This window comes from Halosegnis marinus, assembly GCF_029338355.1.
GTDB lineage: Archaea > Halobacteriota > Halobacteria > Halobacteriales > Haloarculaceae > Halosegnis > Halosegnis marinus.
This window is the reverse complement of the sequence record NZ_CP119802.1, coordinates 2,212,964-2,236,519: the sequence shown is the minus strand read 5'-3', so window position 1 is coordinate 2,236,519 and position 23,556 is coordinate 2,212,964. Positions and strand designations below refer to the sequence as shown.

The following is a 23,556-nucleotide window of genomic DNA, read 5'->3' as shown; positions in this document are numbered from 1 at the left end:
GCTAGTCGGACCCCGACAGCAGGTAGAGCCGGTACTCCCCGTTCGTCCGGACGCGTGCGATGCCCGGCGACGAGTCGAGCGCCTCGAAGCCAGCCTCGCCGTAGCGGAAGCCGTCGTAGAGGCGCGTCTCGCGCAGGTAGTCCGCGCGCGTCACCGGGAGGTACCGGGCCTCGTCGTACGCCGTCGCGAGCCCCGGCCCGAAGTCGGGCGGCGGGACGACCGTCTCCTTGCCGGGGAACGTCGCCGCCGTCGCCGAGGTCGGCCCGTAGTAGGCATCGACGTAGCGGGTCGGGCCGCCGCGAATGCCCGTGAAGGGGACGCCCGGGTCGCGCGTCTCGAAGGTGGCAGCGTAGCCGGTCCACCGCATCTCCGTCACCTGCGCGTTGTCCTGGTACACGTACGGCGAGGCGTACATCGCGGGCGCCTGCGCCGCGACGCAGGCGAGGAGGACGACGGCGAGGCCGGCCCGCGCGACCCCCGGCGACCACCGGCGCGCGAGCCACTCGCCGGCGTCCGCGAGGCCGGCCGCGCCGACGACGGTGGCGACGACCATCAGGAAGCCGAGGTGTCTGAAGTACTGGGTCGTCACGCTCGCGGCGAAGAAGACGACGAACAGCGCCGCGAGCGGGAGGAGCGAGACAGTCAGGTACGCGCGGAGCGCGTCGCGGTCCGAGCGCGAGCCGAACCCGCGGCGCCGGACGAGCAGGGCGACGACCCCTGTGACGGCGACGAAGACGAGGCTCACGCCGAACAGCTTCACGAACAGCTCCCCGATGCTCCCGCCGAGGTCGGCGAGCGAGCCGGCGCGCTGTGTCGCCTCGTCCGCCACGGCCGCGCCGCCGGCCAGCGAGGCGGCGACCCCCTCGACGGAGCCGGAGACGCGTTCGTGGCGCACCGACCACCCGACCCAGAGGGCGGCGAGCAGGACGGTCGGGCCGGCGACGAGCCGGTGGGTCGCGACGCGGTGGGCGGGCCGGTAGCGGCGGGCCGCGAGCTGTGCCCCGGAGACGGCCGCGAGCAGGAGGACGGCGTTGAGCGCCTGCTGGGGATGGAGCAGGACGAGCGACGACCCGACGACGACGAGCAGGACGGCGTACGGCGCGGCGGAGCGGCCGCGGGTCGGCGCCGTCGCGTAGCGGGCCAGCAGATAGACGAGCGCCGGGGCCAGCAGGATGGCCTGCGTGGTCGGGTGGGCGACCGGGTGGACGCTGACGTTGTTCACCGGGAGGACGAGCAGCGCGGCGACGGCGCCGACGGCGACCGCGGCCCGGCCGTCGGCGAGCGTCCGGACGCAGAGCGGGACGAACACGAGGAAGGCGGCGAGGAAGGCGACGACGACGAGTTCGACCGCGAGCCCGAGCCGGACCCCGGTCACCGCGGAGACCGCGAGCCCCGTCGTGTGGAGCCCGGGGTAGAGGAGGTCGAGCGTCGAGAGGTCGCCCGCGGCGATCTCGGCGGCGTAGCCGAGGTGGCTGAGGGCGTCGCCGCTCCCGAAGTAGTAGTAGCCGCGCACGACGGGGAGCGCCCAGACCCCGAACCCGGCGAGCGAGACGAGCAGGAGGGCGGCGCCGCGGAGCGCCCCGGCCGCGTCGAGGACGACGAGCGCGACGACGGCCGCGACCACGGCGACGCCGGTGCCGACCCAGAAGGCGAGAGGGGTGCCGGCGTAGATGGAGAGCTCGTAGCCGCGCGCCGGGGTCGTGTGGGCCGCGGCGAGTGCCCCGGCGAGGGCGAGGAAGCCGGCGACCAGTAGCCACTTCGCGTAGTCGGTGCCCGGCCGTCGTTCGCGCGCGGCGTCGTGTGCGTGAGCCCCCACGGTTCTCTGCGTCGGGAGGGCGCCGCTCGCGGCTTCGTTATGCGCCGCCCAACGGCCGGTAGCCCGTCGCTACCCGGTCACCCGCTCGTACACGGCGGCGATGCGCTCGGCCATCCGTTCGAGCGAGAGGTCGCGGACCGCCTCGCGGCCGTCCGAGCGTCGCGGGTCGGCGGCCACGTCCCGGAGCGCCGCGACGAGGTCCGCGTCGTCGTCCGAGACCGTCGAGGGGGTGACGCCGGCGAGCCGCTCGGCCACGTCGCCCACGTCCGTCGCGACGACGGGGAGCCGACAGCCCATCGCCTCCTTCACGACGTTGGGCGAGCCCTCGTGTTCGGAGGTGAGAAGCAGGGCGTCGGCCGCGTTCATGTACGTCGGCACCCGGTCGTGGGGGAGGCCCGTCACCGTGTGGAGTTCGATGCGGCGCTCGGCGCCCGCGTTCGCCCGGTCGACGAGCCGCGCCGCGCGCGGATAGTCCTTCACGCCGTGGGTCTTCGCGTACGGGAACAGGACGTTGACCGCGTCGGGGTCCCACCCCACCGTGGCGACGGCCTCGTCGCGGTCCGTCGGCCGGAACAGCGACAGGTCCACCCCGTGTGGGATGACCTCACAGGGGGTGTCCAGGGCGTCGGCCATCGCCCCGGACATGACGATGACGGCGTCGCTCCGGCGGGCGACACACCGGCTCACCGCCCCGTACCGGCCGAACAGGTCGGTCCCCCACAGCGACAGCACGACGGGGTGTTCGGGCTGGACCACCGCGGGCGGGCCCGTCAGCCCGTAGTTCGCGTGGACCACGTCGAACCGGCCGAACGCGCCGCGGACGGCGCGAAGGTAGAAGCCCGCGTAGTCGAGCACCGACCGGGAGTCCCGGTCGCCCGCGGCGGGCACCGCCAGCGTCGTGCAGTCGACGCCGCGCCGTTCGAGCGCCTCGACCTGCTGGCGGTAGAAGCGCGCCCGCTCGTTCGTCACGAGGTTCAGGACCCGCATTCAGCGACCCACGAGGTTGTAGACGCGCTTCGCGACGTCCATCGAGCGCCCGGCCGACTCGACGCGGTAGTAGGGGACGAGCGACGCCCCGAACTTGCTCTTGTAGCGGCAGAGCCGCTCGGTGTTCGCGCCCATCAGGTCGTAGCCGCGGAGGGTGTCGAGCGGCGGCTCCGCGACGAGGTCCGCCACGATCCGCCAGTGGAGCAGGCTGTTGACGCTGACGCCTTCGTACACCGTGCGGACGCCGCCCTGCCAGAAGTACGCCAGTTCGTCGGAGTAGAGGACGGTGACGCCCGCGAGGAACTCGCCGTCGCCGTCGCGGACGACGTAGACGCGGGCGCGCTCGCCGAGCGCCTCCACGAGGTCGCGGACGTACGGCCAGTCGAGCGCGAACTCGCGGTCCTGTTCCGCGTAGCGTTCCGCGGTGGCGTCGTACACCGCGCGGGCCGCCTCGACCCCCTCGACCGTCACCGCGATATCGAGCTCCTCGGCGTCGCCGATCTCGCGCCGGAGGCTCTTCGAGAAGCCCGCGCGCACCTCATCCGTCGAGCGGTCGGCGGTGTCGAGCTGATAGGTGAAGGCGGGCGCCGTGTCGAGCCCGGCCCACGTGTACGGGCGCGGGTCGGGGTAGCCCGTCGCGGTCACCATTCGGAACAGCGTGCCCGAGCGGTCGACCCCGAGCGCGTCGAGCACGCCCTCGGTGAACTCGGCGTTGCGCTTCTCGCGCTTGCGGCGCTTCGGGCTGGCGGGGTTCAACACGGGACCGAGCCGCGGGACGCCGAAGCCGGGCGGCGGCGAGGTGACGGCCCGGCCGACGGCCGGCTCGGAGACGAAGACGGGGAGCAGCGCCACGGCGCGGTCGCCGTTGAAGCCGGCGTACAGTTCGAGGTCGGCGTCGGCGTGGTCGTCGAGCACGCCGAGCGCCTCGGGGGTGTGGAACGGCTCGGTTCCGGTGTCGGGCAGCGCCGCCCGCCACTCGTCCATCGTGATGGGTCGCACGTCCATTCGTACGGACGCGTCCCCCCGAGGCCCGCTTTGTTATCCCCGACCTACCCCTCGTAGGGTGCCCGGTCGGCCGCGGGCACCGTTTTCCCCTCGGTCCGGTCCGGATGGTCCATCGCGGCGTAGTACTCGCCGGGCGGGCCGACCCACGCGCCCAGCTCCCGGGCTCGCTCTATCAGCCGGCGGTAGAGGTCGGCGTGGTTCGGGAAGTCCGCCTCGCTGAACGTCCGGGGGTGCCACAGAACAGTCATCACCGCGCCCTCGTCGCACGCCTCGCGGAGGAGGGCGTCGCAGGCGGCCCACGCGGCGGCGGGTCGCTCGGCGATGTCGGGCAGCGCCGCCTCCATCGCCGTCAGCGGGAACACGACGAACTCGTCGTCGAACGGGCGCAGCGGCTCGTAGCCGTGTTCGAACCCGTAGGTCGTGCTCGACCCGAGGCTCGAATCGTAGCGGAGGCCGGCGTCGGCCTGCCGGCGCCACGTCGCGGGCGCGTCGAGGTTGAGGTAGTGCTGGCGGCCGCCGCGGACTTCGTCGCCGAGGACGGCCTCGACGGCCGCCTTCTCGCGGGCGAGGCGGTCGCCGTCGCGATAGGACTCGTAGGAGCCGTGGAGGCCGACCTCCCAGCCGCCCTCGGCCAGCCGGCGGACCGCGTCGGCCACGCGCGGGTCGTCAACGCTGTAGCGGCCGGCGTACAGCTTCCACCCCTCGACCGTGAGCCACTCGCGCGGGGGCCGGTCGCGGAACAGCCGCTGTTCGTCCATGAAGTAGAACGCCGAGCGCACCCCGAGGTCGCGTTCGAGCGCCATCACGCGGTCGAACTGCCAGTAGGGGTTCCGGCCCGGCACCAGCCCGCGCAGGTGTGAGGGGTCGCGGTCGCGGACCGCGTAGTAGAGCGACTGGTACGACTTGCGCACCCGGTCCACGTCGTGGGTGAGACACAGCGCGAACGGCGCCTCGGTCGGGTCACTCGACACCGAGTATCGCCTCCCTGATTGCGAGCGCCGCGTCCCCCTCGCCGTAGGGCGCGGGCTTCTCGCCGAGGTCCCACTCCCGCGTCAGCGCCCGGACGATGGCGCCCTCGTCGGTGCCGACGAGTTCGTTCCAGCCGGCCGCGACCGTCTCCGGCCACACCGTCTCCTCGCGCAGCGTCACGCAGGGCGTGTCGAGGTAGAACGCCTCCTTGCGCACGCCGCCCGAGTCGGTGGCGACCCGGGCCGCGCCGTCGAGCAGCGCGAGGAAGTCGAGGTAGCTCACCGGCTCGACCAGTTTCACGTTCGCGGGGACGTCGAGGCCGTGGGCGGCGACGGCCTCGCGGGTGCGCGGGTGTGCTGGCAGGACGACGGGCAGCGCCAGCGAGCCGAACGCCCGGAGTATCGCGCCGAGCCGCTCGGGGTCGTCGGTGTTGTGCGCGCGATGGACCGTCGAGAGGACGTACTCGCCCGGCACGACGCCGAACTCGTCGAGCACGCCGGCGTCGAGCCGGTCGCGCGCCCACAGCAGAGCGTCGTACAGCACGTCGCCGGTGTTCGTCACGCCCGCGGTGACGCCCTCGGCGGCGAGGTTGTCCACGGCCGTCTCCGTCGGCGCGAACAGCAGGTCCGAGGCGTGGTCCGTCAGCACGCGGTTCACCTCCTCGGGGATGTCGCGGTTGAAACAGCGCACGCCGGCCTCGACGTGGGCGAGCGTCGGCGGGAGCTTCGCCGTCGCCAGCGCTCCCGCGAGCGTCGAGTTCGTGTCGCCGTACACGAGGACGACGTCGGGCGACTCCGCGCGGAGCACGGCCGACAGGCTCGACAGCATCATCGCGGTCTGCGGGCCGTGGTCGGCCGAGCCGACACGGAGGTCGTGGTCCGGCCGCGGGATGTCCAGTTCCCGGAAGAACCGCTCGGAGAGCGCGTCGTCGTAGTGCTGGCCGGTGTGGACCAGGACGTGCTCGCAGGCGCCGTCGAGGGCGCGGGAGACGGGCGCGGCCTTCACGAAGTGCGGGCGCGTCCCGACGACGGAGAGCACCTTCATCCCGACCACCGTCCGGCGAGCGCGGCCAGCGGGCGGGCGAGCCGCGTCCCCCGCGTCGGGGGGTCGGTCGGCGCCGTCAGCCGCTCGACGACGAAGTCGGTCACGTCTATCTTCTCGGCGAACAGCCGGTCGCGCCGGCGTGCCCACGCCGCGCGGGCGTCCCGGCGGTCGAGCAGCGCGGCGGCCGTCGCTATCGCCTCGTCCTCGTCGGGAATCGAGCGCAGGAGGCCGTACTCGTCCTCGAGTTCGACGAAGTTCGACATGTCGCCGTCGCCCGCGTAGGAGTTCGACCGGATGGCGGGCGTCCCCAGCAGGGCGGCCTCCGTCGCCGTGGTCTGGGAGTCGCCGACGTAGAGGTCCGCGTGCGCGAGCAGGTCGTGGAGCGCCTCGGGCGGCACCGGGAGCCGGTAGTCCTCGAACTCGTCGGGGAGGGGTCCCTCCGTCGTAACGTACACGTCGCCGCGCTCGGCGAGCGCCTCGACGAGGCGGCGCTTCCCGGCCGGCGAGAGCCCGGCCTTCCCCACGTCGTGGTGGGCGTTCCACGCGACGAACCGGAGGACGCTGTAGGTGTCGTCGGGCTCGACGCCGAGCGCGCGCAGGCGCTCGGGGTCCGGCTCGAAGCGGTCGGGGTGGAGGTAGGCGAGTTCGTGGTAGCCGTCGTAGCGGCGCTGGCGCGCGCCGAAGTCCGCGACGAGCCGCCGGGGGTTACACACCTCGTCGGCGAACGGCACCGTCACGCGGTTCGAGGGCGTGATGCCGCTGTCGATGAAGACGACGCTGCGCGCGCCCAACAGCCACCCGACGTGGGCCGCGGTGGTGCCGCCGACCGCGGTCAACACGTCGGGGTCGAGCCGGCGGCAGGCGCGCAACAGGCCGAGTTCGTACCGCGCCTGCACGCGCAGCAGGTCGGCGCGCGACCGCGGCTCGCGCGCGAGGACGGTGTGGTCGATGTCGAACGCCGCGAGCAGGTCGGTCGTCACGTCCTTCTCGCGGGCGAAGACGTGGACCGCGTGCCCCCGGCGCCGGAGCTCGGCTATCGGGTGTCGGTAGAAGTGGACGTGCGCGGGGTGTTGGACCGTCACCGCGACGGTCAGCTCGGCCTCCGCGCCGTCCGGCGTTCGCTCGGTGCTCACTACCCGACGCACGCCGATACGACCCTTCGTTATGCTGGGCTTGTCGGGCGGAAAGCGGCGGTTACCGGGCGTGAAGGGCCGAAGCGCGGGGACCGCGTGTGAGGGTGGGGGGGTGTGGGGGTCGCGGAGCGGGGGGCGCGGACGGGGATAGGTACGCGCCCGGGCGCTCGGGGACGGGGGCTTGGGGACGGGGGCTTGGGGACGGATGAGTGGGGACGGAACCGCGGGCCGACCGCGCTCAGTCGGTGTCCTCGATGGCGACCGTCGCGGGGCCGTCGAGGCTGAAGGAGGCCACGTCGCCGGAGAACCGGTAGGCGTCGACGCCCTCGGTGACGGCGCCCGAGACGGTCGTGCCCTCGATGGCGTCGCCGGCCTCGACGCTGTCGCCGGCGCTCACGGAGCCGGTGACCTCGAACTCGTAGGCCGTCGTTTCGGCGCTGCCCGCGCCGTCGAAGACGATGCTGTTCGGGAGCGGCTCGGGGTCGCCGCCGTCCACGAGCTCCGCGACGCTCACCGGCTCGTCGTCCACGCGGAGGACGAAGTTCGACTCCGCGACGGTCGCGGAGAAGGCCGTCACCGCGCCGGTCACGTCGAAGGAGTCGCCGTAGCCGTTGCCCGTGACGCCGGTGACGGTGTAGGTGCCGTCGTCGTTCTCGACGATCGTGTCGTTCCCCTCGGCCTTCAGCGTGCCCGCGTCCTCGACGGGCGCGACCGGGCCGGACGCGACGAACTCGTACTCGAAGCGCGGGCCGTTCTCGACCGCCTCGACGGCGAGCCGCGAGGTCGTCGGCTCGTCACCGGCGTCCGTCGCGACCAGCTCGCCCGCGGTCGTCTCGTCGCCCGCGAGCAGCAGCGTGTAGTTCTCGGCCGCGGTCGTCGAGGTGAACGAGTCGATGTCGCCGTCGACGCGGAAGGAGTCGCCGTAGCCGTTGCCCGTGACGCCCGCCACGGCGTAGGTGCCGTCCTCCTTCGTCGTGATGTCGTCGTTGCCGTCGGCCTCCAGCGTGGAGCCGTCCAGCACGGGGGTGACGGTGCCCGTGCCGGCGAACTCGTAGGAGAACTTCGGCCCGCCGTCGGCCGCCTCGACGACGAACAGGTCGCCCGAACCCTCCGCGCTGCCGCCGTCGTTCTCGCTCCCGGTCGAACCGTCGTCGGAGCCGCCCGAGGTCGTCTCGGAGTCGCTCGGCTCGGGATCGGCGACGGGACAGCTCCCGCCGACGCAGACGTTCGACCACCCGTCGGGGTAGCTCGTGTCGCCGTCGCCGGTGATGGAGAGGCTCTCGACGGTCCAGCCGTCGGGGACGCCGCTCCCGTAGCTCACCGCCGACGCGCCCGTCTCGGTGTAGACGCGCGTGTTCCGGATGGTGCCGGTGCCGCCCTCCGCGCCGGGGTGGAGCTGTATCGGCGAGGCCGAGTCCGAGAAGGAGTGGTAGATGTCGCAGTCCTCGACGAGGATGTCGTCGCCGGGCTCGCGGATGCGGAGGCCGCGCTGTGCGGTCCCCTCGTCGCCGATGTCCGTCGAGAGCGCGTCGTTGACGATGGTGACGCCGATGGCGTGGCTCCCGTTCGAGCCGAGCCGGACGCCCGCGACGTTGTTGTTGCGGTAGAGGCCGCCCTCGACGTACACCGCCCCCTGCTGGCCGTCCTGCGACGGCTTGCCCGGCGCGCTCGCGTAGAGGCCGTTGTTCGAGAAGTCCTCCAGGTGGACGTTCCGGAGGGTGAGGGTACCGGCGTGCGACGGCGGGACGTAGATGCCGGTCGCGTCGCCGAACTGCCCCTCCATCCCGTCGGGGAGCGCGACGTTCTCCAGGACGAGGTCGGCGTCCTCGTCGGCCTGGAGCCGCCAGCGGCTGTCGTCGCCGTCGCACTCGCCGCGGATGGTGATGTCGGCGAAGCGGACGGTGCCGCCCGTCGCGTGAGTGGTCGGTGCGCGGTGCATCCCGTCCTCGTGACGGAGCACGACCTCGCCGTCGCCGACGAGGCCGGCGTCGGCGAAGTTCCCGCCGATGCCGTCGCCGTTCCACTCGTACTCGCCGGCGGGCACGACTGCGACGGTGCCGTCGGTGAAGTACTCGTCCAGATAGGGGTCGATGGTGTCGCCCGGCGACAGCCCCTCGTCCCCGAGGTTCACCTCCGTCGCCGCGCTCGCGGGCCCGACCGCGCCCAGCGTGCCGAGACCGAACGCCGACGCCGCGGCCGCACCCGCGGTTAGGACGTTCCTACGTGTGAGATTCGTTCGCTTACGATCCGGATCCGGATCATGGCCATCTGCCATGCCCGAGTAGGACGGGGTTACCGACGTAAGCGATATGACGACCTCGCCGCCAGCTACACCGCAACTGCTCGCGGGATGCTACGCGGATACGTACGCTTGGCTACCAGACGGAAGTAAGAGGCCGCTACCGCCGGTAAGCGGGACTTAGCGCCGAATCAGCTCCGACGCAAGTAGTTCGCGACCGTCCGGACGAACGGCCCCGGGTCGTCCGCGCGGAGGTAATCGAAGTGCGGGTCGCGCACGCAGGAGACGCCGATCTCGGCCGCGCGCCGGAGGAAGCTCGGCCGCGCCATGTACGCCGAGCGCTCGCGCCGGACGCTGAGCAGGTGCGACAGCTCCCCCTTCAGCAGGTGGCTCGACACGCCGATGTCGTAGTCGCACTCGACCTCGCTCGCGCGGCCGGTGGCCGCCAGCCAGTAGTAGTACGGGAAGTCCGCGCCCGCCCGCACCGTGGAGGGGAGCGACTGCCACATCCGGGGGTTGATCTCCGTCAGCAGGAACTCCCCCGTCTCCGGGCGGCGCATGTACTCGATACACGCCAGCCCGTGGTAGTCGAGTTCGTCGAGCAGCCGGCGCGCGACGGAGTCGAGCTGCGGGACGTACGCGGAGCGGCGGTAGACGCCGCCGCCGCCCAGATACGTGTTCCCGCGGAGCTGTCGGTGTTGGTACGTCGCCAGCGGTTCGCCGTGGTCGTACAGCGCCGCGACCATGTACTCCTCGGTGGTCGGGACGAACTCCTGGGCCACCGGCTCGTGGCCGTAGGTCCGACACAGCCCGTCGAGGTCGGGCGGCGTGTCCGGTTCGAGGTGGAGCACCGACTTCACCTGCGAGGCGGAGCGCTCGTCTAGGTCCGGGAGATACGCGTCCGCGAGGAGGTTGTACCGCGACTTCACGACCAGCGGCTCGCTCCAGTCGTCCACCTCGCCGAGCGGCCGCGTCTCCGGCACCGGGACGCCGGCGCGCTCGGCCGCGCGGGCCAACCGGAGCCGGTCGTGGACCCGGCCGAGCACCGCCGAGGGGGGCGAGACGGTGTCGATGTAGCGGTCGAACAGGTCGGGGTAGCGCGCCAGCAGGTAGGCGTCCTCCTCGCGCGTGGGCACGAGCGTCCGCACATCGGGGCGCGCGGCCAGCCCGAGGAGCGCGTCCCGGTAGGCGAGCAGGTCGCCGTCGTGGGGCGGGGTGACGACCCGCTCGTCACAGAAGCGCGAGGCGAACTCCGGGGTGCGCGCGTCGTCGCCCGCCACGACGGTTCGGATGCCCCGCGAGCCGAGCGAGCGCAGGCAGGGCAGACAGGCCGTGTGCCCCGTCGTCACGACGACGGTGCCGGGGTCGTCGCTCACGGCGTCTCACCCCGCGGGGCGGAGCGAGTCGTCGGTCGGTTCCCGCGCGGTGCCGTCGTGGAGTGGGTAGGGGTTGTCATGGGTCTTCGTCGGTCGCACACGGCCCCTGCGGGACCGTTCCGTCCTGCGCGGAGAGGCCCGCCGAGTCCCCGGATTCGGCGGCCGTTCGGATGCCGGTCGTGCTCGCCGTGGAGTCCTCCAACACGAGCGCCTCGCCGGTGACGACGATGGTCGCGTCCTCGATGCGGTTGTCCCGCGAGCGGAGCAGCCGCACCCCGTCGCGGGCGTCGCCGGTCTGGTGGATACACAGCCCGGTGAGCCGGCAGCCGTCGCGGTCGACGATGTCGATGGCGTCGTTGCCGGCGGCGCCGCCGGTGACGACGACGTTCTCGACCGTGACGGCCGTCGATTCTCCCTCGAAGCGGTCGGCGGGACTCTTCGCGAGCAGGCCGGTCACGTCGTCCGCGTCGACGCGGATCTCGGTGTCGCGCACCGTCACCTCGCGCGCGCCGGTGGAGACGGTGAGCGCGCCGTCGCTGACGGGGACGTTCAGCATCTCTATCGTGGCGTTCTCGACGAGGACGCCGCTGCCCTCGCGCAGCCGGATGCCCCGGGTGTTCTCCAGGACGTCCTCCTCGTAGTCGACGCGGACGTGAACGCCGCTGACGACCGCGCCGTCGCCGACGCGCACGTTCGAGATGGCGTTGTTCGCGTAGTAGCCCCCCTCGACGCGCACGCGGCCGGTCGCTGCGGAGGCGTACAGCCCGTTGTCGGGGAAGCCGACGATCTCACAGTCGCGGAAGGTCAGTTCGCCGACGCTGTCGCCGGTGACGAGACAGCCGGTGACGGGGATGTCGAACGACGCGCCGTCGCGCAGGCGGAGCCGCTCGACCAGCCCGGTGCCCTCCTCGCCCGTCACGTCGAAGCGCATCATGTCCTGGTCGACGTCCTGGCTGCCGCGGACGGTGACGTCCCGGACGACGAGCCCGTCGTCCACGAGCGCGCCGATGGGGCGCGCGCCGGTCCCCTCGGCGGTGAAGTCGAAGGTGACGCCCTCGAAGCGGAAGCCCGAGCCGTCGGTGACGGCGAAGAGGGTGCCCGCGTAGCGGCTCGGCGGGACGACGACGGCGTCGGGGCCGACGACGGCCACGTCCGCGAACCCGTCGAGCTGCCAGGGCTCGTCCACGAGGTAGGTCCCCTCGGGGAGGTAGAGGAGCGTGTCGTCGCCGGCGTGCTCGTCGAGGAGGGGGACGACGCTCTCCCGGCCGGTCGTGTCCGCGCCCGCCCGCGCGAGGTCCACCACCGTCCCGTACTCGTCGGCGTACGGTATCTCGGCGGTGTCGGCGGCGTCGCTCGGCGTCGTCTCGGCGGGGGTGTCGGTCCCGGCGTCGGGCGTGTCCGTCGGCGCCGGCGCCGACTCGAACAGCGAGCAGCCGGCCAGCGCGCCGGCGCCGCCGGCCGCGGTCAGGGTCGCCAGCAGCTCGCGCCGACGGAGGTCGGTCCGCGTGGGGTCGCTCACGGGACCTTACACCGCGGGGCGGCCTGATTGTTATTGACCGAGCCGCGTCGGAAAGCCGAGCTTGTGTCGGCGAACGGCGAGATTACCCGCCGTGGCCGAACTCGACGGCGTGGTACCGCTTGTCGACGAGCGTCTCGGTCATGTACCGGGCGGTGCGCGACAGCTCGTGGTTCACCTCGGTCCGGACGCGCTCGGCGAAGTCGGCGTCCTCGGGCCCCCACAGCCCGGGGTGGACGAGCAGCTGGAGCCGGTCGGGAACCCCGTCGGCGAAGGGCGGCTCCGCGCGCCAGCGCATGTTCGAGTCGCTCCGGTAGGCCACCTCGCGGAAGAAGCGCGGCTCGTAGGTGCTGTCGAAGCCGTCGAAGCGGCGCTCGAACACCCACTCGGGCGGCCGGTGGAACGAGACGGCGTCGACGGGATCGGCCCCGAGCGCCGCCAGCACGTCGCGCTCGGCGGCGACGCGCTCCTCGATGGCGTCGTCGCCGGGGTCGTCGTTCCAGTACTGGTGGGTGCTGAAGTGGAGGCCGACGTCGTGGCCGAGCGCGCGGAGCCGGACGAGCAGGTCGCGGTTCGGCCGGAAGGCGAGGTTGTACAGCGGACAGGAGACGAGGAAGAAGTACGTCGCGCGCACGCCGCGGTCGGCCTCGATACGGGCACAGTCGAGCGCGCGCCGCGGCGAGAAGTCCACGTCGTGGCGCAGGAGGACGCTCCCCTCGTCGAGCGGGTCGTCGTAGCCGACGAACTCGCGGTCGCGGTCGCACAGCGCGTCGAGCAGCGCCCCGTACTCGTCGAGGGTGAACGCCGCGGGTCGGTCGGCGATGGCGCCGACACCGTCAGTAGCCATGCTCGCGGGGTCGCCGCTCGCCCGCTTGGTTATACGTCGGATACCTCAGGCCGTCCCGGCCGCGGTGCGGCGGAGCCGGGCGACCAGCCGGCGGAGCGTCCCCGGGCCGGGCCGGCCGTCGAGGAGCCACAGCGCGAGCGCGACGGCGCTCGGGGCGACGTAGGCGACGAGGAGGACCCCGGCGGCGAACTCGCCGTCGGCCGCGTCGGCCGCGAACTCGCGGAGATACCGGAGCGTGCGCCCGACCAATCCCTCGTCGGTCGCGTACGGCTCGCGGGCGACGAGCGGCCACAGCACCGCCCCGAGGTCGAGGTCGCCCGAGACGAGCGCGCCGAACCCCACGTCCCCGACGAGGTGCGTCCAGTAGCCGACGACGGCCGCGGCCGCCTCCCGCCGGCGACCGTATCGCTGCCCGAGCGCGAGCACGGCGAGGCCCGCGGGCAGGGCGACGAACGCCGAGTGGCCGAGCGCGTTCCCCGTCGGGAAGACGCCGAGCCCCCACGACAGCGGCTTGTCGAGGAGGTCGGGGCCGAGCGCGGCGACGGCGACGACGAGCGCCTCGCGACCGGCGGGCGGCTCGCGGACGAGCGCGCGACTCCCGAGCGAGTAGCAGACGTACGCGAACGCGACGTGGCCCCACGGCCACATTCAGTCGGCTCCCCCCGGCGCGGCCGCTCCGTGTGTCGGTGCTCGCGGTCGTGTCGTCGGGCCGTCGCGCATGGTATGGAAAAGGGGACCGGTGCGACCACCTGCCCGTCCCGTCCCCGGACGCCCCGTCGGGGGACGACCGATTAGTTATGCGTCGGGTACGGGCCCTCGCGGTCCGTCGCGCCGTGGCGCGCCGGCCCCGGGGGAGCGTACAAGGGGGTCACCGGGCCGGGGGAGAGCCCGGGACGCGATAGGCGACCGGGCCCGCGGTAGGGTACCCGGCCGACGGTTCCGTCCCCAAGGCGGAACCGTTCGTGCGTACGCCGTGCCGAAGTATATTCGAATCGACAGGATGCCAGCCAGTTAGCTACGTTTCGCTACGGCGGCCGCGCGCGGTTCGCTCGGCGCCCGCGTTCGGGAGCCGAAAGGACGACCTCGTCCCGTGGTAACGATTGACTACACGGTGCCGTCCCGGGGTTCTCGCGCGCAGGGCGCGGCCGCGGAACGGGCCGGCTACCCGGTCGGTAGCGCCGTTGTAACTTTCCACACCCCGTTCTTCCCCCCGACTATGACAGACCACCTGTCACAAAGCGACCGCGACCGGATACGCCAGTTCGTGAACACGCCGAGGTACCGACGCAACCCGGACCAGCTGGTCCCGGAGGAGGAGTAGCGACTCAGGCGAGGTCCTCGGCCTCGATGCGGCTCCACACCGCCCGGCCCGGCTCCGTGATACCGTACACGCGTCCCTTCTTCCTGTCCTCGGGCACCAGCAGTTCGAGCAGGTCGCGCTCGCGGAGCTCGTGGAGCGCCCGCGAGACGTGTGCGATGGAGCAGTCGGCGTCGCTCGCTATCTGCGAGGGCGTCGCGGGGCTGTCCGCGAGCCGCCGCAACACCGCCACGCGATAGCGGGAGCTGATCACGTAGCCGATCTCGTCCCAGTCGGCGTTCACCGTCGGTTCCCCCGTGTTCGCTCGGTCCATGTCATGTGTCGCCTCCGAGTACGTACCGGGTCGTTGCGCCCGGCCTGCGTTTCCCGCCCCGTCCGTACCGTTCCGTTCCCGGATGGCTGTTCGCCCGTCGGCCCCGACCGGGTGTTATGGCTTTCGTCCGTTTCGCGCGTTTCGGCCGCCCTACTCGCCCGTAAGCCCGGAGTACCGGGACTCAGGGGAACGCGTCCTCCGTCAGCTCCTCCGGCAGGCGCTCGCGGTTCGCGCGCGAGCGGACGAACTGGACGACGCTCGACACGACGAAGGCCGCGACGAGAAGCGCCGCCAGCAGCGCGCCCGACAGGCCCGCGAACGGCGGGACGCCCGCGACCGACAGCAGGAGCACCACGGCCCCGAGCGTCGTGAGCCCGAGGTAGTGGAGCTCCCACGGGTACGACTCCGTCGAGCCGGGGGTTAGGTAGCGGTCTATCTCGCGCGCGAGGCGGGTGAGCGCCACCTCGCCGCTGTCGCGGTCGTACTCGACGACGCCCGCGTCCGCCAGCTTCGGGATATGCGTCTGGTAGATGGAGACGTACACCCGCTTCTGCTGTTGTTTCGTCAGCTCCGCCGGCTCGACGTCGTTCTCCAGCGCGGCGATCTGGTCGGCCAGCTCCGTTATCGTCCCCTCGCCGCCGTGGCGGCGGAGGTAGTACAGCACCATCCGACGACGCTGGCTGCTCAACAGGTCGAAGACGAGGTCCTGCGAGAGCGAGTCGTCGGTGTCCGGCGACACGTCCTACTCACCGGAGCCGGGTGCGACCTCGGCCATCGCGCTGGGCGTTCGGGCGCCGGACATGGTCGCTTACACCCCGCAGCGACCCTTTGTTATTCTCGGTGTACCGCGGGTAGCGGGGATGTATGACCTCCGGCCGCCCGCGGGCGGTAACGCGGCGGTATCGACACCCCGTGACACGCCCACTCACGGGCTCGCCCGTAGGACGGTCATAACAATGCGAGCCGAGCGGGTGAGCCGGGATAGCGACTCAGACGTCATGAAGGACTCCATCACCGTGCGACTCCCGGGCGGGCCGACCGCCCGCGCGGTCGAGCTCCCGGCCGACTGCCTGGTGCCGCTGTTGCTCGCCGTCGTCGCCGACGCCGTCCTCGTGTGGACGCCGGCCGCCCCCGGCGCGCTCAGGGTCGGCGCCGGGCTGCTGGTACTGTTCGTGCTCCCCGGGTACGCCGTCCAGGCGGCGCTGTTCCCGCGCGCCGGGGGCGCCGGCGACGCCGCCGGCGAGGGGCTGCCCGCGCGGCTCGCCCTGTCGTTCGGGCTCAGCCTCGCCGCGCTCCCGCTCGTCGGCGTCGCGCTCGACGTCTCGGGGGTCGGCCTCGGGGCGCGGGCGTTCGTCGGCGCGCTGACCGGGCTGGTCGCCGCCGGGCTGGTCGCCGCCGTCGTCCGCCGGAACCGACTGCCGCCGGGCGAGCGGTTCCGACTGCGCGACGACGCGTGGCTCGGCTCGCTCCGGCTCCCGTCGGGCGGGCTCGGGTCCCGCCTCGGGTCGGTCGCGCTCGCGGTCGCGGTGGTCGCGGCCGTCGCGACCGCGGGGCTCGCGGTGACGACGCCGGCCGGCGGCGAGTCGTACACCTCGACGGCGCTGCTCGCGGAGAACGAGAGCGGGGACCTCGTCGCGTCGGGCTACCCGACGTCGGTGCCGGCCGGCGGGTCGGCGCCGCTCGTGCTGGCCGTCGAGAACCACGAGTCGGCGACGACGAGCTACACGGTCGTCGTCCAGCTCCAGCGCGTCGCGGCGAACGGCACCGTCACGGAGCGGGCCGAACTCGACCGGCTCGACGCGACGGTCGCCGCCGGCGAGCGGTGGGTCGAGCCCCACACGGTCCGGCCGACGATGACCGGCACGGACCTCCGGCTGTTCTACCTCGTGTACCGCGGCGACGCGCCGGCCGCGCCGACCGACGCGACCGCCTACCGCTCGGTGTACGTGTGGCTCGACGTTCCCGCGAACGCGACGGCCGAGTAGGCGGACGCTGTCGGCCGAATCCTGCCATGGCATACGGTCACAAAGCTCTGCATAACAAAGCCCGGATACCGGGTAGCCGCGCCCAACGTGGAGCCATCAACCCACCGCGGCGACGCGGCACGGACGGTACAGCACGGACGCGACTGCACGCTCGCGCCCGACGTAGTCGTCGAGGCCGGCGAGGGACGGGACCCGCCGGTGTTCGGCCAGCGCGCGACGGTGCGCTCGGGGACGGTCGTCTACGGCGACGTGGTCGTCGGCGACGACTTCGCGACGGGGCACAACGCCCTGATTCGCGAGGGGACGCGCGCCGGCGACGAGGTGCTCGTCGGGACGAACGCCGTCATCGACGGCGCGACGACGCTCGGGTCGCGCGTCAGCCTCCAGACGGGGGTGTACCTCCCGCGGGAGACGACGGTCGGCGACGACGTGTTCGTCGGCCCGTCGGCGACCCTGACGAACGACCCGTACCCGTTGCGCCGCGAGACCGAACTGGCGGGGCCGACGCTCGCCGACGACGTCTCGGTCGGGGCCAACGCGACGGTTCTGCCCGGCGTCACCGTCGGGGAGGGAGCGTTCGTCGCCGCGGGCGCGGTCGTGACCGAGGACGTGCCCGCGCGGACGCTCGCGGTCGGGGCGCCCGCGCGCCACGAGCCGCTGCCGCCGGAACTCGACGGGGGGAACGACGCGTGAGCCGCAGCGAGGAGCGGCCGCGCGTCCCCATCGCCGCCCCGGACGTCGGGGAGCGCGCGCGCGAGAACGTCGAACGGGTGCTCGCGAGCGGGTCGCTCGCGGCCGGCGAGGAGGTCGAGGCGTTCGAGTCCACCTTCGCCGCGACCCACGGCGTCGACCACGCCGTCGCGGTGTCGAACGGGACCGCGGCGCTGCACGTCGCGCTCCACGCGCTCGGCATCGGGCCGGGCGACACGGTCGTGACGACGCCGTTCACCTTCGTCGCCACGGCCAACGCCGTCCGCCTGTGCGGCGCGACCCCCGTGTTCGCCGACGTGGACGAGCGCACGCTGAACCTCGACCCGGACGCCGCCGAGCGGGCCGTCCGCGAACACGACGCCGACGCGCTGCTCGTCGTCCACCTCTACGGGCTCCCCGCCCGAACGGACCGCTTCGCCGACATCGCCGACGACCACGACCTCGCGCTCGTCGAGGACGCCGCACAGGCGCACGGCGCGGGCGTCGGGGGGAAACCGGCCGGCACTGTGGGCGACGCCGGCTGTTTCTCCTTCTACCCGACGAAGAACATGACGACGGGGGAGGGGGGTATGGTCGTCACCGACCGCGACGACGTGGCCGAGCGCGCGCGCCGCTTCCGCAACCACGGCCGGGCGACGGGCGGGTCGAGCTACGAACACGTCGAGGTGGGCCACAACTTCCGGATGACCGACGTGGCCGCGGCGCTCGGCCGGGCACAGCTCGACCGGCTCCCGCGGTTCGTCCAGGCGCGGCGGGAACACGCCGCCGCGCTCACGGCCGCGCTCGCGGACACCCCGCTCACCCTCCCGCCGGTCCGGACGGGCCGGCGCCACGCGTACCACCAGTACACGGTGCGGACGGACGACCGCGACGCCCTGCGCGAGGCGCTCGACGCGCGCGGCATCGACACGGGCGTCTACTACCCGACGCCGGTCCACCGGCAGCCGGCCTACGACGGCTGGGACGGCTCGTACCCGAACGCCGAGCGCGCGGCCGAGGAGGTGCTGTCGCTCCCGGTCCACCCGCGGCTCTCGGGGACCGACATCGACCGCGTCGTCGCCGCGGTGCGGGAGGTGGTCGCCGATGAGTGAGCCGGTCCGGACGGGCGTCGTCGGGGTCGGCACGATGGGTCGCCACCACGCGCGCCTCTACCGGGAACTGCCCGACACGCGGCTCGTCGGGGTCGCGGACGCGGACGCGGAGCGCGCCGCCCGCGTCGCCGAGGAGTACGACACCGTCGCGTACGACCGCGACGCGCTGCTCGCCGAGGTCGATGCCGTCTCCGTCGCGGTGCCGACCCCCTACCACGCCGAGGTGGCCGACGCCGCGATGGACGCAGGGACGCACCTCCTCGTCGAGAAGCCGTTCGTCGAGGACGCGGCGACCGGGGAGGCGCTCGTCGAGCGCGCCGACCGGGAGGGACTCGTGTTGCAGGTGGGCCACGTCGAGCGGTTCAACCCCGCCGTCGTCGCGCTCGCCGACATCGTCCCCGACCTCGACCTCGTGGCGGTGACGGCCGACCGGCTCGGCCCGCCCCTCGACCGGCGGGTGGACGACGGGGTCGTCCTCGACCTGATGATCCACGACATCGACGTGTTGCTGTCGCTCGTGGACGGCCCGCTCGAACGCGTCGAGGCGTCGGGCACGGACGACGGCCAGTACGCGACCGCGGTGCTCACCTTCGAGAGCGGCGTCGTGGCGACGCTCACCGCGAGCCGCGTCACCCAGGAGAAGGTCCGGGCGCTGTCGCTCACCGCGCGGCAGTGTCAGGTGAACGTCGACTACGGCGACCAGTCCGTCGAGATACACCGCCACTCGCTGCCGGAGTACATCGTCAACAACGGCGACGTGCGCTACCGCCACGAGTCCATCACCGAACACCCGACCGTCGAGAACGGCGAGCCGCTGCGCGCGGAGCTGTCGGCGTTCGCCGAGGCCGTCCGCACCGGGGGCGACCCCGTCGTGAGCGGGCGCGACGGCCTGCGCGCGCTCGCCGTCGCCGAGGAGATACTGGACGCGGTGGCCGCGCCCGACGCGGAGGTGACGCTGCCGTGAGCCGCGCGACGACGGCGAGCGTCTACGGCGACGGGATTCCCGCGGCCGTCCGCCGCCAGCAGTTCGTGGAGGGCGCGGTCCCGGTCGCGGTGTACGGCCTCGGGAAGATGGGCCTGCCGCTGGCGGCCGTCTTCGCGTCGGTCACCGGGAACGCGACGGGCGTCGATATCGACCCGGACCGCGTCGCCGCGGTGAACGACGGGGACGCGCCCGTCGGCCGGGAGCCGGGGCTCGGCCACCTCGTCGCGGACACCGTCGCGACGGGCGCGCTCTCGGCGACGACCGACGGGGAGGCGGCCGCCGCGGACGCGCGCGTCCACGTCGTCATCGTGCCGACGACGGTGGACGACGACGGGCTGGCCGACCTCTCGGCGCTGCGGAGCGTCGTGGACACCGTGGCCGCGGGGCTGTCGCCCGGCGACCTCGTGGTCGTCGAATCGACGGTGCCGCCGCGCACCTGTGCGGACACCGTCGCGCCGCTGCTCGAACGCGGGAGCGGGCTCTCGGCCGGGGAGTACGGGCTGGCCTTCTGCCCCGAGCGCACGTCGAGCGGGCGCGCGCTGCGCGACATCGGCGGCGCGTACCCGAAGGTCGTCGGCGGCGTCGATGCGGAGAGTACGCGCGCCGCGCGGCTGGTGTACGAACACGTCACCACGAACGAGGTGGTGGCCGTCGCGGACGCGACGACCGCGGAGTGCGTGAAGGTGTTCGAGGGCATCTACCGCGACGTGAACATCGCGCTGGCGAACGAACTGGCGCGGTTCGCGGACGACCTCGGCGCGGACGTGCGCGCGGCCATCGACACCGCGAACACCCAGCCGTTCTGTGCCATCCACGACCCGGGCATCGGCGTCGGGGGGCACTGTATCCCCTACTACCCGTACTTCCTGCTGTCGGAGTTCGGGCGGGACGCGCCGCTGACCCGGACCGCGCGCGCGGTCAACGACGGGATGCCGCTGTTCGCGGTGCGGGAGCTGACCGACCGGCTCGCGGACCGGGGGACCTCGATACACGACGCGCGGGTGCTCGTCCTCGGCGCGGCCTACCGCGCGGGCGTCGCGGAGACGCGCAAGTCGCCCGCGATGCCCGTGACCCGGGCGCTGGCCGACGACGGCGCGACCCTCTATCTCGCCGACCCGGTGTTGGACGACCTCTCGGCGTTCCCGGCCGAGGCGGTCGCGCTCGCCGACCTCCCCGAGCTCGACGTGGACGCGGCCGTGCTGGTCACGGCCCACCCGGAGTTCGAGGGTATCGACTGGGGCGCGCTCGGCGACCTCGTGGTCGTGGACGGGCGCGACGCGGTCGACCCCGCGGCGGTCGAGGGCGAGGTGTACACGGTCGGCCGGGGGGAGCGGCGATGACCGGGGTGTATGGACCGCCTACGCGTGCTAGGCAACAACTGTCACAGCGGCAACCCGAGTATAACAAAGCCGGGCGCTGCCGACGGAATCGCCGTCCGGGAGCGCCCCGCGGCGGGGTCCCGCACGGAACAACGATGACTGTCACCGAGAGACGACACGACGAGGGGGCACCGAGCGACGAACACGAGCGGCCCGGCCACACGAGGGGCGACCGCGGCCCGCACGGGGGAGGGGCGAACTGATGTGCGGCATCATCGGTTGCGTCGGCCGCGAGGACGCGGCCGAGCCCATCCTCTCGGGGCTGGAGAACCTCGAATACCGCGGCTACGACTCGGCGGGCGTGGCCGTCCGCAACGGCTCGGGGCTCGACACCTGCAAGCGGGCCGGCGAGATATCGGCCCTGCGCGACACCATCCGCGCGGGGCTCGCGAGCGGCCCGGTCGGCATCGGCCACACCCGGTGGTCCACCCACGGCGCGCCGACCGACGCGAACGCCCACCCCCACGCGGACTGTACGGGCGACGTGGCCGTCGTCCACAACGGCATCATCGAGAACCACGCCGACCTGCGCGCCGACCTCGAAGCCCGGGGCCACGAGTTCCGGAGCGAGACGGACACCGAGGTCGTCCCCCACCTCATCGAGGAGCGGCTGGCGGACGGGCTCCACCCGGCCGCGGCCCTGCGCGACGTCCTCGACGTGTTGGAGGGGAGCTACGCGCTCGCGGTCATCGTCGCCGACTCCGACGAACTGTACGCGGCCCGGCGGGGGTCCCCGCTGCTGCTCGGCATCGGCGACGGCGCGGCCTACGTCGCCAGCGACGCGCCGGCGTTCCTCGACGCCACCGACCGCGCGGTGTTCCTCCACGACGGCGACGTGGCGACGCTGTCGGCTGACGGCTACGTCGTCACCGACGGCGACGGCGCGGTCGTCGAGCGGCCCGAGCGGACCATCGAGTGGGCGCCGGAGGACGCCCGCAAGGAGGGGTACGACCACTACATGCTCAAGGAGATACACGAGCAGCCGCACGCGCTCGAACGCACCCTCCAGGGGCGGCTCGACGCCGAGGCCGGGACGCCGACCCTCGACTTCCCGCCCGGGGCGTTCGCCGACGCCGAGCGGGTCCACCTCGTGGGCTGTGGCACCTCGAACTACGCCGCGGAGTACGGCGCGACCCTCCTGCGCCGGTGGGGGGTCGAGGCGCAGGCGCTGCTCGCGAGCGAGTACACCGGCGCGGCCCCGCGCGTGGACGGGGACACGCTCGTCGTCGCCGTCACGCAGAGCGGGGAGACGGCGGACACGCTGTCCGCGCTCCGGTTCGCGGCGGAGCGGGGCGCGCGCACCCTCGCCGTGACGAACGTCGTCGGCTCGACGGCCGCCCGCGAGTGCGACGACGCGATGTTCATCCGGGCCGGCCCGGAGATCGGCGTCGCCGCGTCGAAGACGTTCTCCTCGCAGGTCGCCTCGCTCGTGCTGCTCGCGGCGACGCTCGTGCGCGACGGTGAGGGCGCGCCCGGCGAGGAGGTCCGCGACACCCTTCGCGCGCTCGCGGACCTGCCGGACCAGGTCGCGACGGTGCTCGACGGGACGACCGCGCGGTCGGTCGCGGAGCGGTACGCCGGCCGGGAGTCGTACTTCTTCATCGGTCGCGGGCTCGCGTACCCGGTGGCGATGGAGGGGGCGCTGAAGTTCAAGGAGATATCCTACGAGCACGCCGAGGGGTTCCCCGCCGGCGAACTCAAGCACGGGCCGCTGGCGCTCGTGACGGAACACACCCCGGTCATCGCGGTGTTCGCGGGCCGGCACGACGAGAAGACGCTCAACAACGTCCAGGAGGTGCAGGCGCGGGGGGCGCCCGTCATCGCGGTCGCGGGCGAGCGCGCCGACGCGGTGCGCCGGCAGGCCGACGAGACGCTCGCGGTGCCCGACACCCACCCGAACCTCGCGGGGCTGCTCGCGAACGTCCAGCTCCAACTCGTCGCCTACCACGTCTCGAAGCTGCTCGACCGGGCCATCGACAAGCCGCGGAACCTCGCCAAGAGCGTCACAGTCGAATAATGAGCCGCTGTATCACACATTCGGGAAAACAGCGTCGAGACGCTCCGACGAGGCGAATCTATAAATGGGTGGATAGAGACACTAAGACGAGCCGAGCGACGGACGGCCGTCGCCGCCGGGCGCCGAGGGGGAGACGGTTCGGCCGGCAACTGTGAGGAAGCGGAGAGACGACCAGCGACACGCGGCGGGGAGACGACAATGAGTACGTCACAAACAGCGAACGAGAGAGGGGAGCAACGGAGCGTCGACGACGGGAGCGCGGGGGAGGCGCTCGCGACCGACGGCACGGACGACGGGGGAGCATCGGGGTGCGACGACCTCCCGCTGGACCAGGTGTTCGACCTGCTCAGGAACCAGCGACGGCGGCTCGTGTTGGAGTACCTCACCGAGCGCGAGCGCGCCGCCTCGACGGGCGACCTCGCGGAACACGTCGCCTCGTTCGAGACCGGGAAGCCGGTCGGACAGCTCACCTCGGACGAGCGCAAGCGCGCCTACGTCGGGCTCTACCAGTGTCACCTGCCGAAGATGGACGCGATGGACGTCATCGAGTTCAACAAGCCGCGGGGGGTGGTGCGGTTGGCGGGGAACGCGCAAGTCGTCACGCCCTATCTCGACTTCACCGGGACCGACGCCGTCGACGACGAGCTGTCGTGGTCACACCGGTACCTCGCGCTGTCGGCGGTCGGCGTCGGCACGCTGGTGCCCGTCGCCGTCGTCGGCTCGGCGCTCGCCGCGACGGTCGCCTTCGCCTGCCTCGTCGCCGCGTTCGGTACCTGCTCGCTCGTTCACTGCCGGGAGAAGGGAGCGTTCGCGGACTGAGCCGCC

Annotated in this window: 20 protein-coding genes; 7 read left to right on the top strand and 13 right to left on the bottom strand. The window is 73.0% G+C overall.

All coding sequences use genetic code 11. The features are described from left to right. Position 1: 1 nt before the first annotated feature. The 13 genes from P2T37_RS12425 to P2T37_RS12365 form a co-directional block, all read right to left on the bottom strand. Complete coding sequence (locus tag P2T37_RS12425; RefSeq protein WP_276234271.1) at positions 2-1,816, bottom strand: ribbon-helix-helix domain-containing protein; 1,815 nt, start codon at positions 1,814-1,816, stop codon at positions 2-4. Positions 1,817-1,885: 69 nt separating this feature from the next. Next, a complete protein-coding gene (locus P2T37_RS12420) occupies positions 1,886-2,803 on the bottom strand; it encodes a glycosyltransferase (protein ID WP_276234270.1) in 918 nt (305 codons plus the stop codon). Further along, positions 2,804-3,808: a GNAT family N-acetyltransferase gene (locus P2T37_RS12415; RefSeq protein ID WP_276234269.1), complete on the bottom strand. Its 1,005-nt coding sequence runs from the start codon at positions 3,806-3,808 to the stop codon at positions 2,804-2,806. A gap of 44 nt (positions 3,809-3,852) precedes the next feature. Then, entirely contained in the window at positions 3,853-4,779 is a 927-nt protein-coding gene (locus P2T37_RS12410) for a polysaccharide deacetylase family protein (protein ID WP_276234268.1), read from the bottom strand. Then, entirely contained in the window at positions 4,769-5,821 is a 1,053-nt protein-coding gene (wecB, locus tag P2T37_RS12405) for a non-hydrolyzing UDP-N-acetylglucosamine 2-epimerase (protein ID WP_276236177.1), read from the bottom strand. Before wecB ends, P2T37_RS12410 begins: the two co-directional genes overlap by 11 nt. After that, positions 5,818-6,954 carry a DUF354 domain-containing protein gene (locus P2T37_RS12400; RefSeq protein ID WP_276234267.1) on the bottom strand — a complete coding sequence of 379 codons (1,137 nt, stop codon included), beginning with the start codon at positions 6,952-6,954 and terminating at the stop codon, positions 5,818-5,820. Before P2T37_RS12400 ends, wecB begins: the two co-directional genes overlap by 4 nt. Before the next feature lie 238 nt (positions 6,955-7,192). Then, complete coding sequence (locus tag P2T37_RS12395; protein ID WP_276234266.1) at positions 7,193-9,085, bottom strand: hypothetical protein; 1,893 nt, start codon at positions 9,083-9,085, stop codon at positions 7,193-7,195. A 299-nt stretch (positions 9,086-9,384) separates the two neighbouring features. Beyond that, positions 9,385-10,569 (bottom strand): carboxylate--amine ligase, encoded by a 1,185-nt coding sequence (locus tag P2T37_RS12390; protein ID WP_276234265.1) that lies wholly within the window; start codon positions 10,567-10,569, stop codon positions 9,385-9,387. A 76-nt stretch (positions 10,570-10,645) separates the two neighbouring features. Beyond that, positions 10,646-12,088: a right-handed parallel beta-helix repeat-containing protein gene (locus tag P2T37_RS12385; RefSeq protein WP_276234264.1), complete on the bottom strand. Its 1,443-nt coding sequence runs from the start codon at positions 12,086-12,088 to the stop codon at positions 10,646-10,648. 82 nt (positions 12,089-12,170) lie between these two features. After that, a complete protein-coding gene (locus P2T37_RS12380) occupies positions 12,171-12,932 on the bottom strand; it encodes a polysaccharide deacetylase family protein (protein ID WP_276234262.1) in 762 nt (253 codons plus the stop codon). Positions 12,933-12,977: 45 nt separating this feature from the next. Next, positions 12,978-13,580: a metal-dependent hydrolase gene (locus tag P2T37_RS12375; RefSeq protein WP_276234261.1), complete on the bottom strand. Its 603-nt coding sequence runs from the start codon at positions 13,578-13,580 to the stop codon at positions 12,978-12,980. Between the two features lie 677 nt (positions 13,581-14,257). Beyond that, positions 14,258-14,563, bottom strand: a complete 306-nt coding sequence (locus P2T37_RS12370; RefSeq protein ID WP_276234260.1) for a helix-turn-helix domain-containing protein — start codon at positions 14,561-14,563, stop codon at positions 14,258-14,260. A 181-nt stretch (positions 14,564-14,744) separates the two neighbouring features. Further along, positions 14,745-15,302 (bottom strand): DUF7344 domain-containing protein, encoded by a 558-nt coding sequence (locus tag P2T37_RS12365; protein ID WP_276234259.1) that lies wholly within the window; start codon positions 15,300-15,302, stop codon positions 14,745-14,747. Positions 15,303-15,561: 259 nt separating this feature from the next. Here P2T37_RS12365 and P2T37_RS12360 point away from each other — a divergent pair, with 259 nt between their 5' ends. From P2T37_RS12360 to P2T37_RS12330, 7 genes are all read left to right on the top strand, one after another. Next, positions 15,562-16,548, top strand: a complete 987-nt coding sequence (locus P2T37_RS12360; protein WP_276234258.1) for a DUF1616 domain-containing protein — start codon at positions 15,562-15,564, stop codon at positions 16,546-16,548. Between the two features lie 87 nt (positions 16,549-16,635). Next, the gene (locus P2T37_RS12355; protein ID WP_382211601.1) at positions 16,636-17,241 is read left to right on the top strand and encodes an acyltransferase; all 606 of its coding nucleotides are present in this window, start codon (positions 16,636-16,638) and stop codon (positions 17,239-17,241) included. Then, entirely contained in the window at positions 17,238-18,350 is a 1,113-nt protein-coding gene (locus P2T37_RS12350; protein WP_276234257.1) for a DegT/DnrJ/EryC1/StrS family aminotransferase, read from the top strand. Before P2T37_RS12355 ends, P2T37_RS12350 begins: the two co-directional genes overlap by 4 nt. Continuing rightward, positions 18,343-19,314 (top strand): Gfo/Idh/MocA family protein, encoded by a 972-nt coding sequence (locus P2T37_RS12345; RefSeq protein ID WP_276234256.1) that lies wholly within the window; start codon positions 18,343-18,345, stop codon positions 19,312-19,314. The genes P2T37_RS12350 and P2T37_RS12345 overlap by 8 nt, the downstream gene beginning before the upstream one ends. Continuing rightward, positions 19,311-20,675, top strand: a complete 1,365-nt coding sequence (locus tag P2T37_RS12340; protein ID WP_276234255.1) for a nucleotide sugar dehydrogenase — start codon at positions 19,311-19,313, stop codon at positions 20,673-20,675. The genes P2T37_RS12345 and P2T37_RS12340 overlap by 4 nt, the downstream gene beginning before the upstream one ends. Before the next feature lie 241 nt (positions 20,676-20,916). Further along, positions 20,917-22,731: a glutamine--fructose-6-phosphate transaminase (isomerizing) gene (gene glmS / locus P2T37_RS12335; protein ID WP_276234254.1), complete on the top strand. Its 1,815-nt coding sequence runs from the start codon at positions 20,917-20,919 to the stop codon at positions 22,729-22,731. A 198-nt stretch (positions 22,732-22,929) separates the two neighbouring features. After that, the gene (locus P2T37_RS12330) at positions 22,930-23,550 is read left to right on the top strand and encodes a DUF7344 domain-containing protein (RefSeq protein ID WP_276234253.1); all 621 of its coding nucleotides are present in this window, start codon (positions 22,930-22,932) and stop codon (positions 23,548-23,550) included. Positions 23,551-23,556: the final 6 nt, after the last annotated feature.

Excerpts from the sequence above, each read along its gene's own strand:
- wecB (WP_276236177.1), bottom strand. The coding sequence starts at position 5,821 with ATGAAGGTGCTCTCCGTCGTCGGGACGCGCCCGCACTTCGTGAAGGCC.
- P2T37_RS12345 (WP_276234256.1), top strand. The coding sequence starts at position 18,343 with ATGAGTGAGCCGGTCCGGACGGGCGTCGTCGGGGTCGGCACGATGGGT.
- P2T37_RS12380 (WP_276234262.1), bottom strand. The coding sequence starts at position 12,932 with ATGGCTACTGACGGTGTCGGCGCCATCGCCGACCGACCCGCGGCGTTC.
- P2T37_RS12375 (WP_276234261.1), bottom strand. The coding sequence starts at position 13,580 with ATGTGGCCGTGGGGCCACGTCGCGTTCGCGTACGTCTGCTACTCGCTC.
- P2T37_RS12370 (WP_276234260.1), bottom strand. The coding sequence starts at position 14,563 with ATGGACCGAGCGAACACGGGGGAACCGACGGTGAACGCCGACTGGGAC.
- P2T37_RS12330 (WP_276234253.1), top strand. The coding sequence starts at position 22,930 with ATGAGTACGTCACAAACAGCGAACGAGAGAGGGGAGCAACGGAGCGTC.
- P2T37_RS12360 (WP_276234258.1), top strand. The coding sequence starts at position 15,562 with ATGAAGGACTCCATCACCGTGCGACTCCCGGGCGGGCCGACCGCCCGC.
- P2T37_RS12420 (WP_276234270.1), bottom strand. The coding sequence starts at position 2,803 with ATGCGGGTCCTGAACCTCGTGACGAACGAGCGGGCGCGCTTCTACCGC.
- P2T37_RS12415 (WP_276234269.1), bottom strand. The coding sequence starts at position 3,808 with ATGGACGTGCGACCCATCACGATGGACGAGTGGCGGGCGGCGCTGCCC.
- glmS (WP_276234254.1), top strand. The coding sequence starts at position 20,917 with ATGTGCGGCATCATCGGTTGCGTCGGCCGCGAGGACGCGGCCGAGCCC.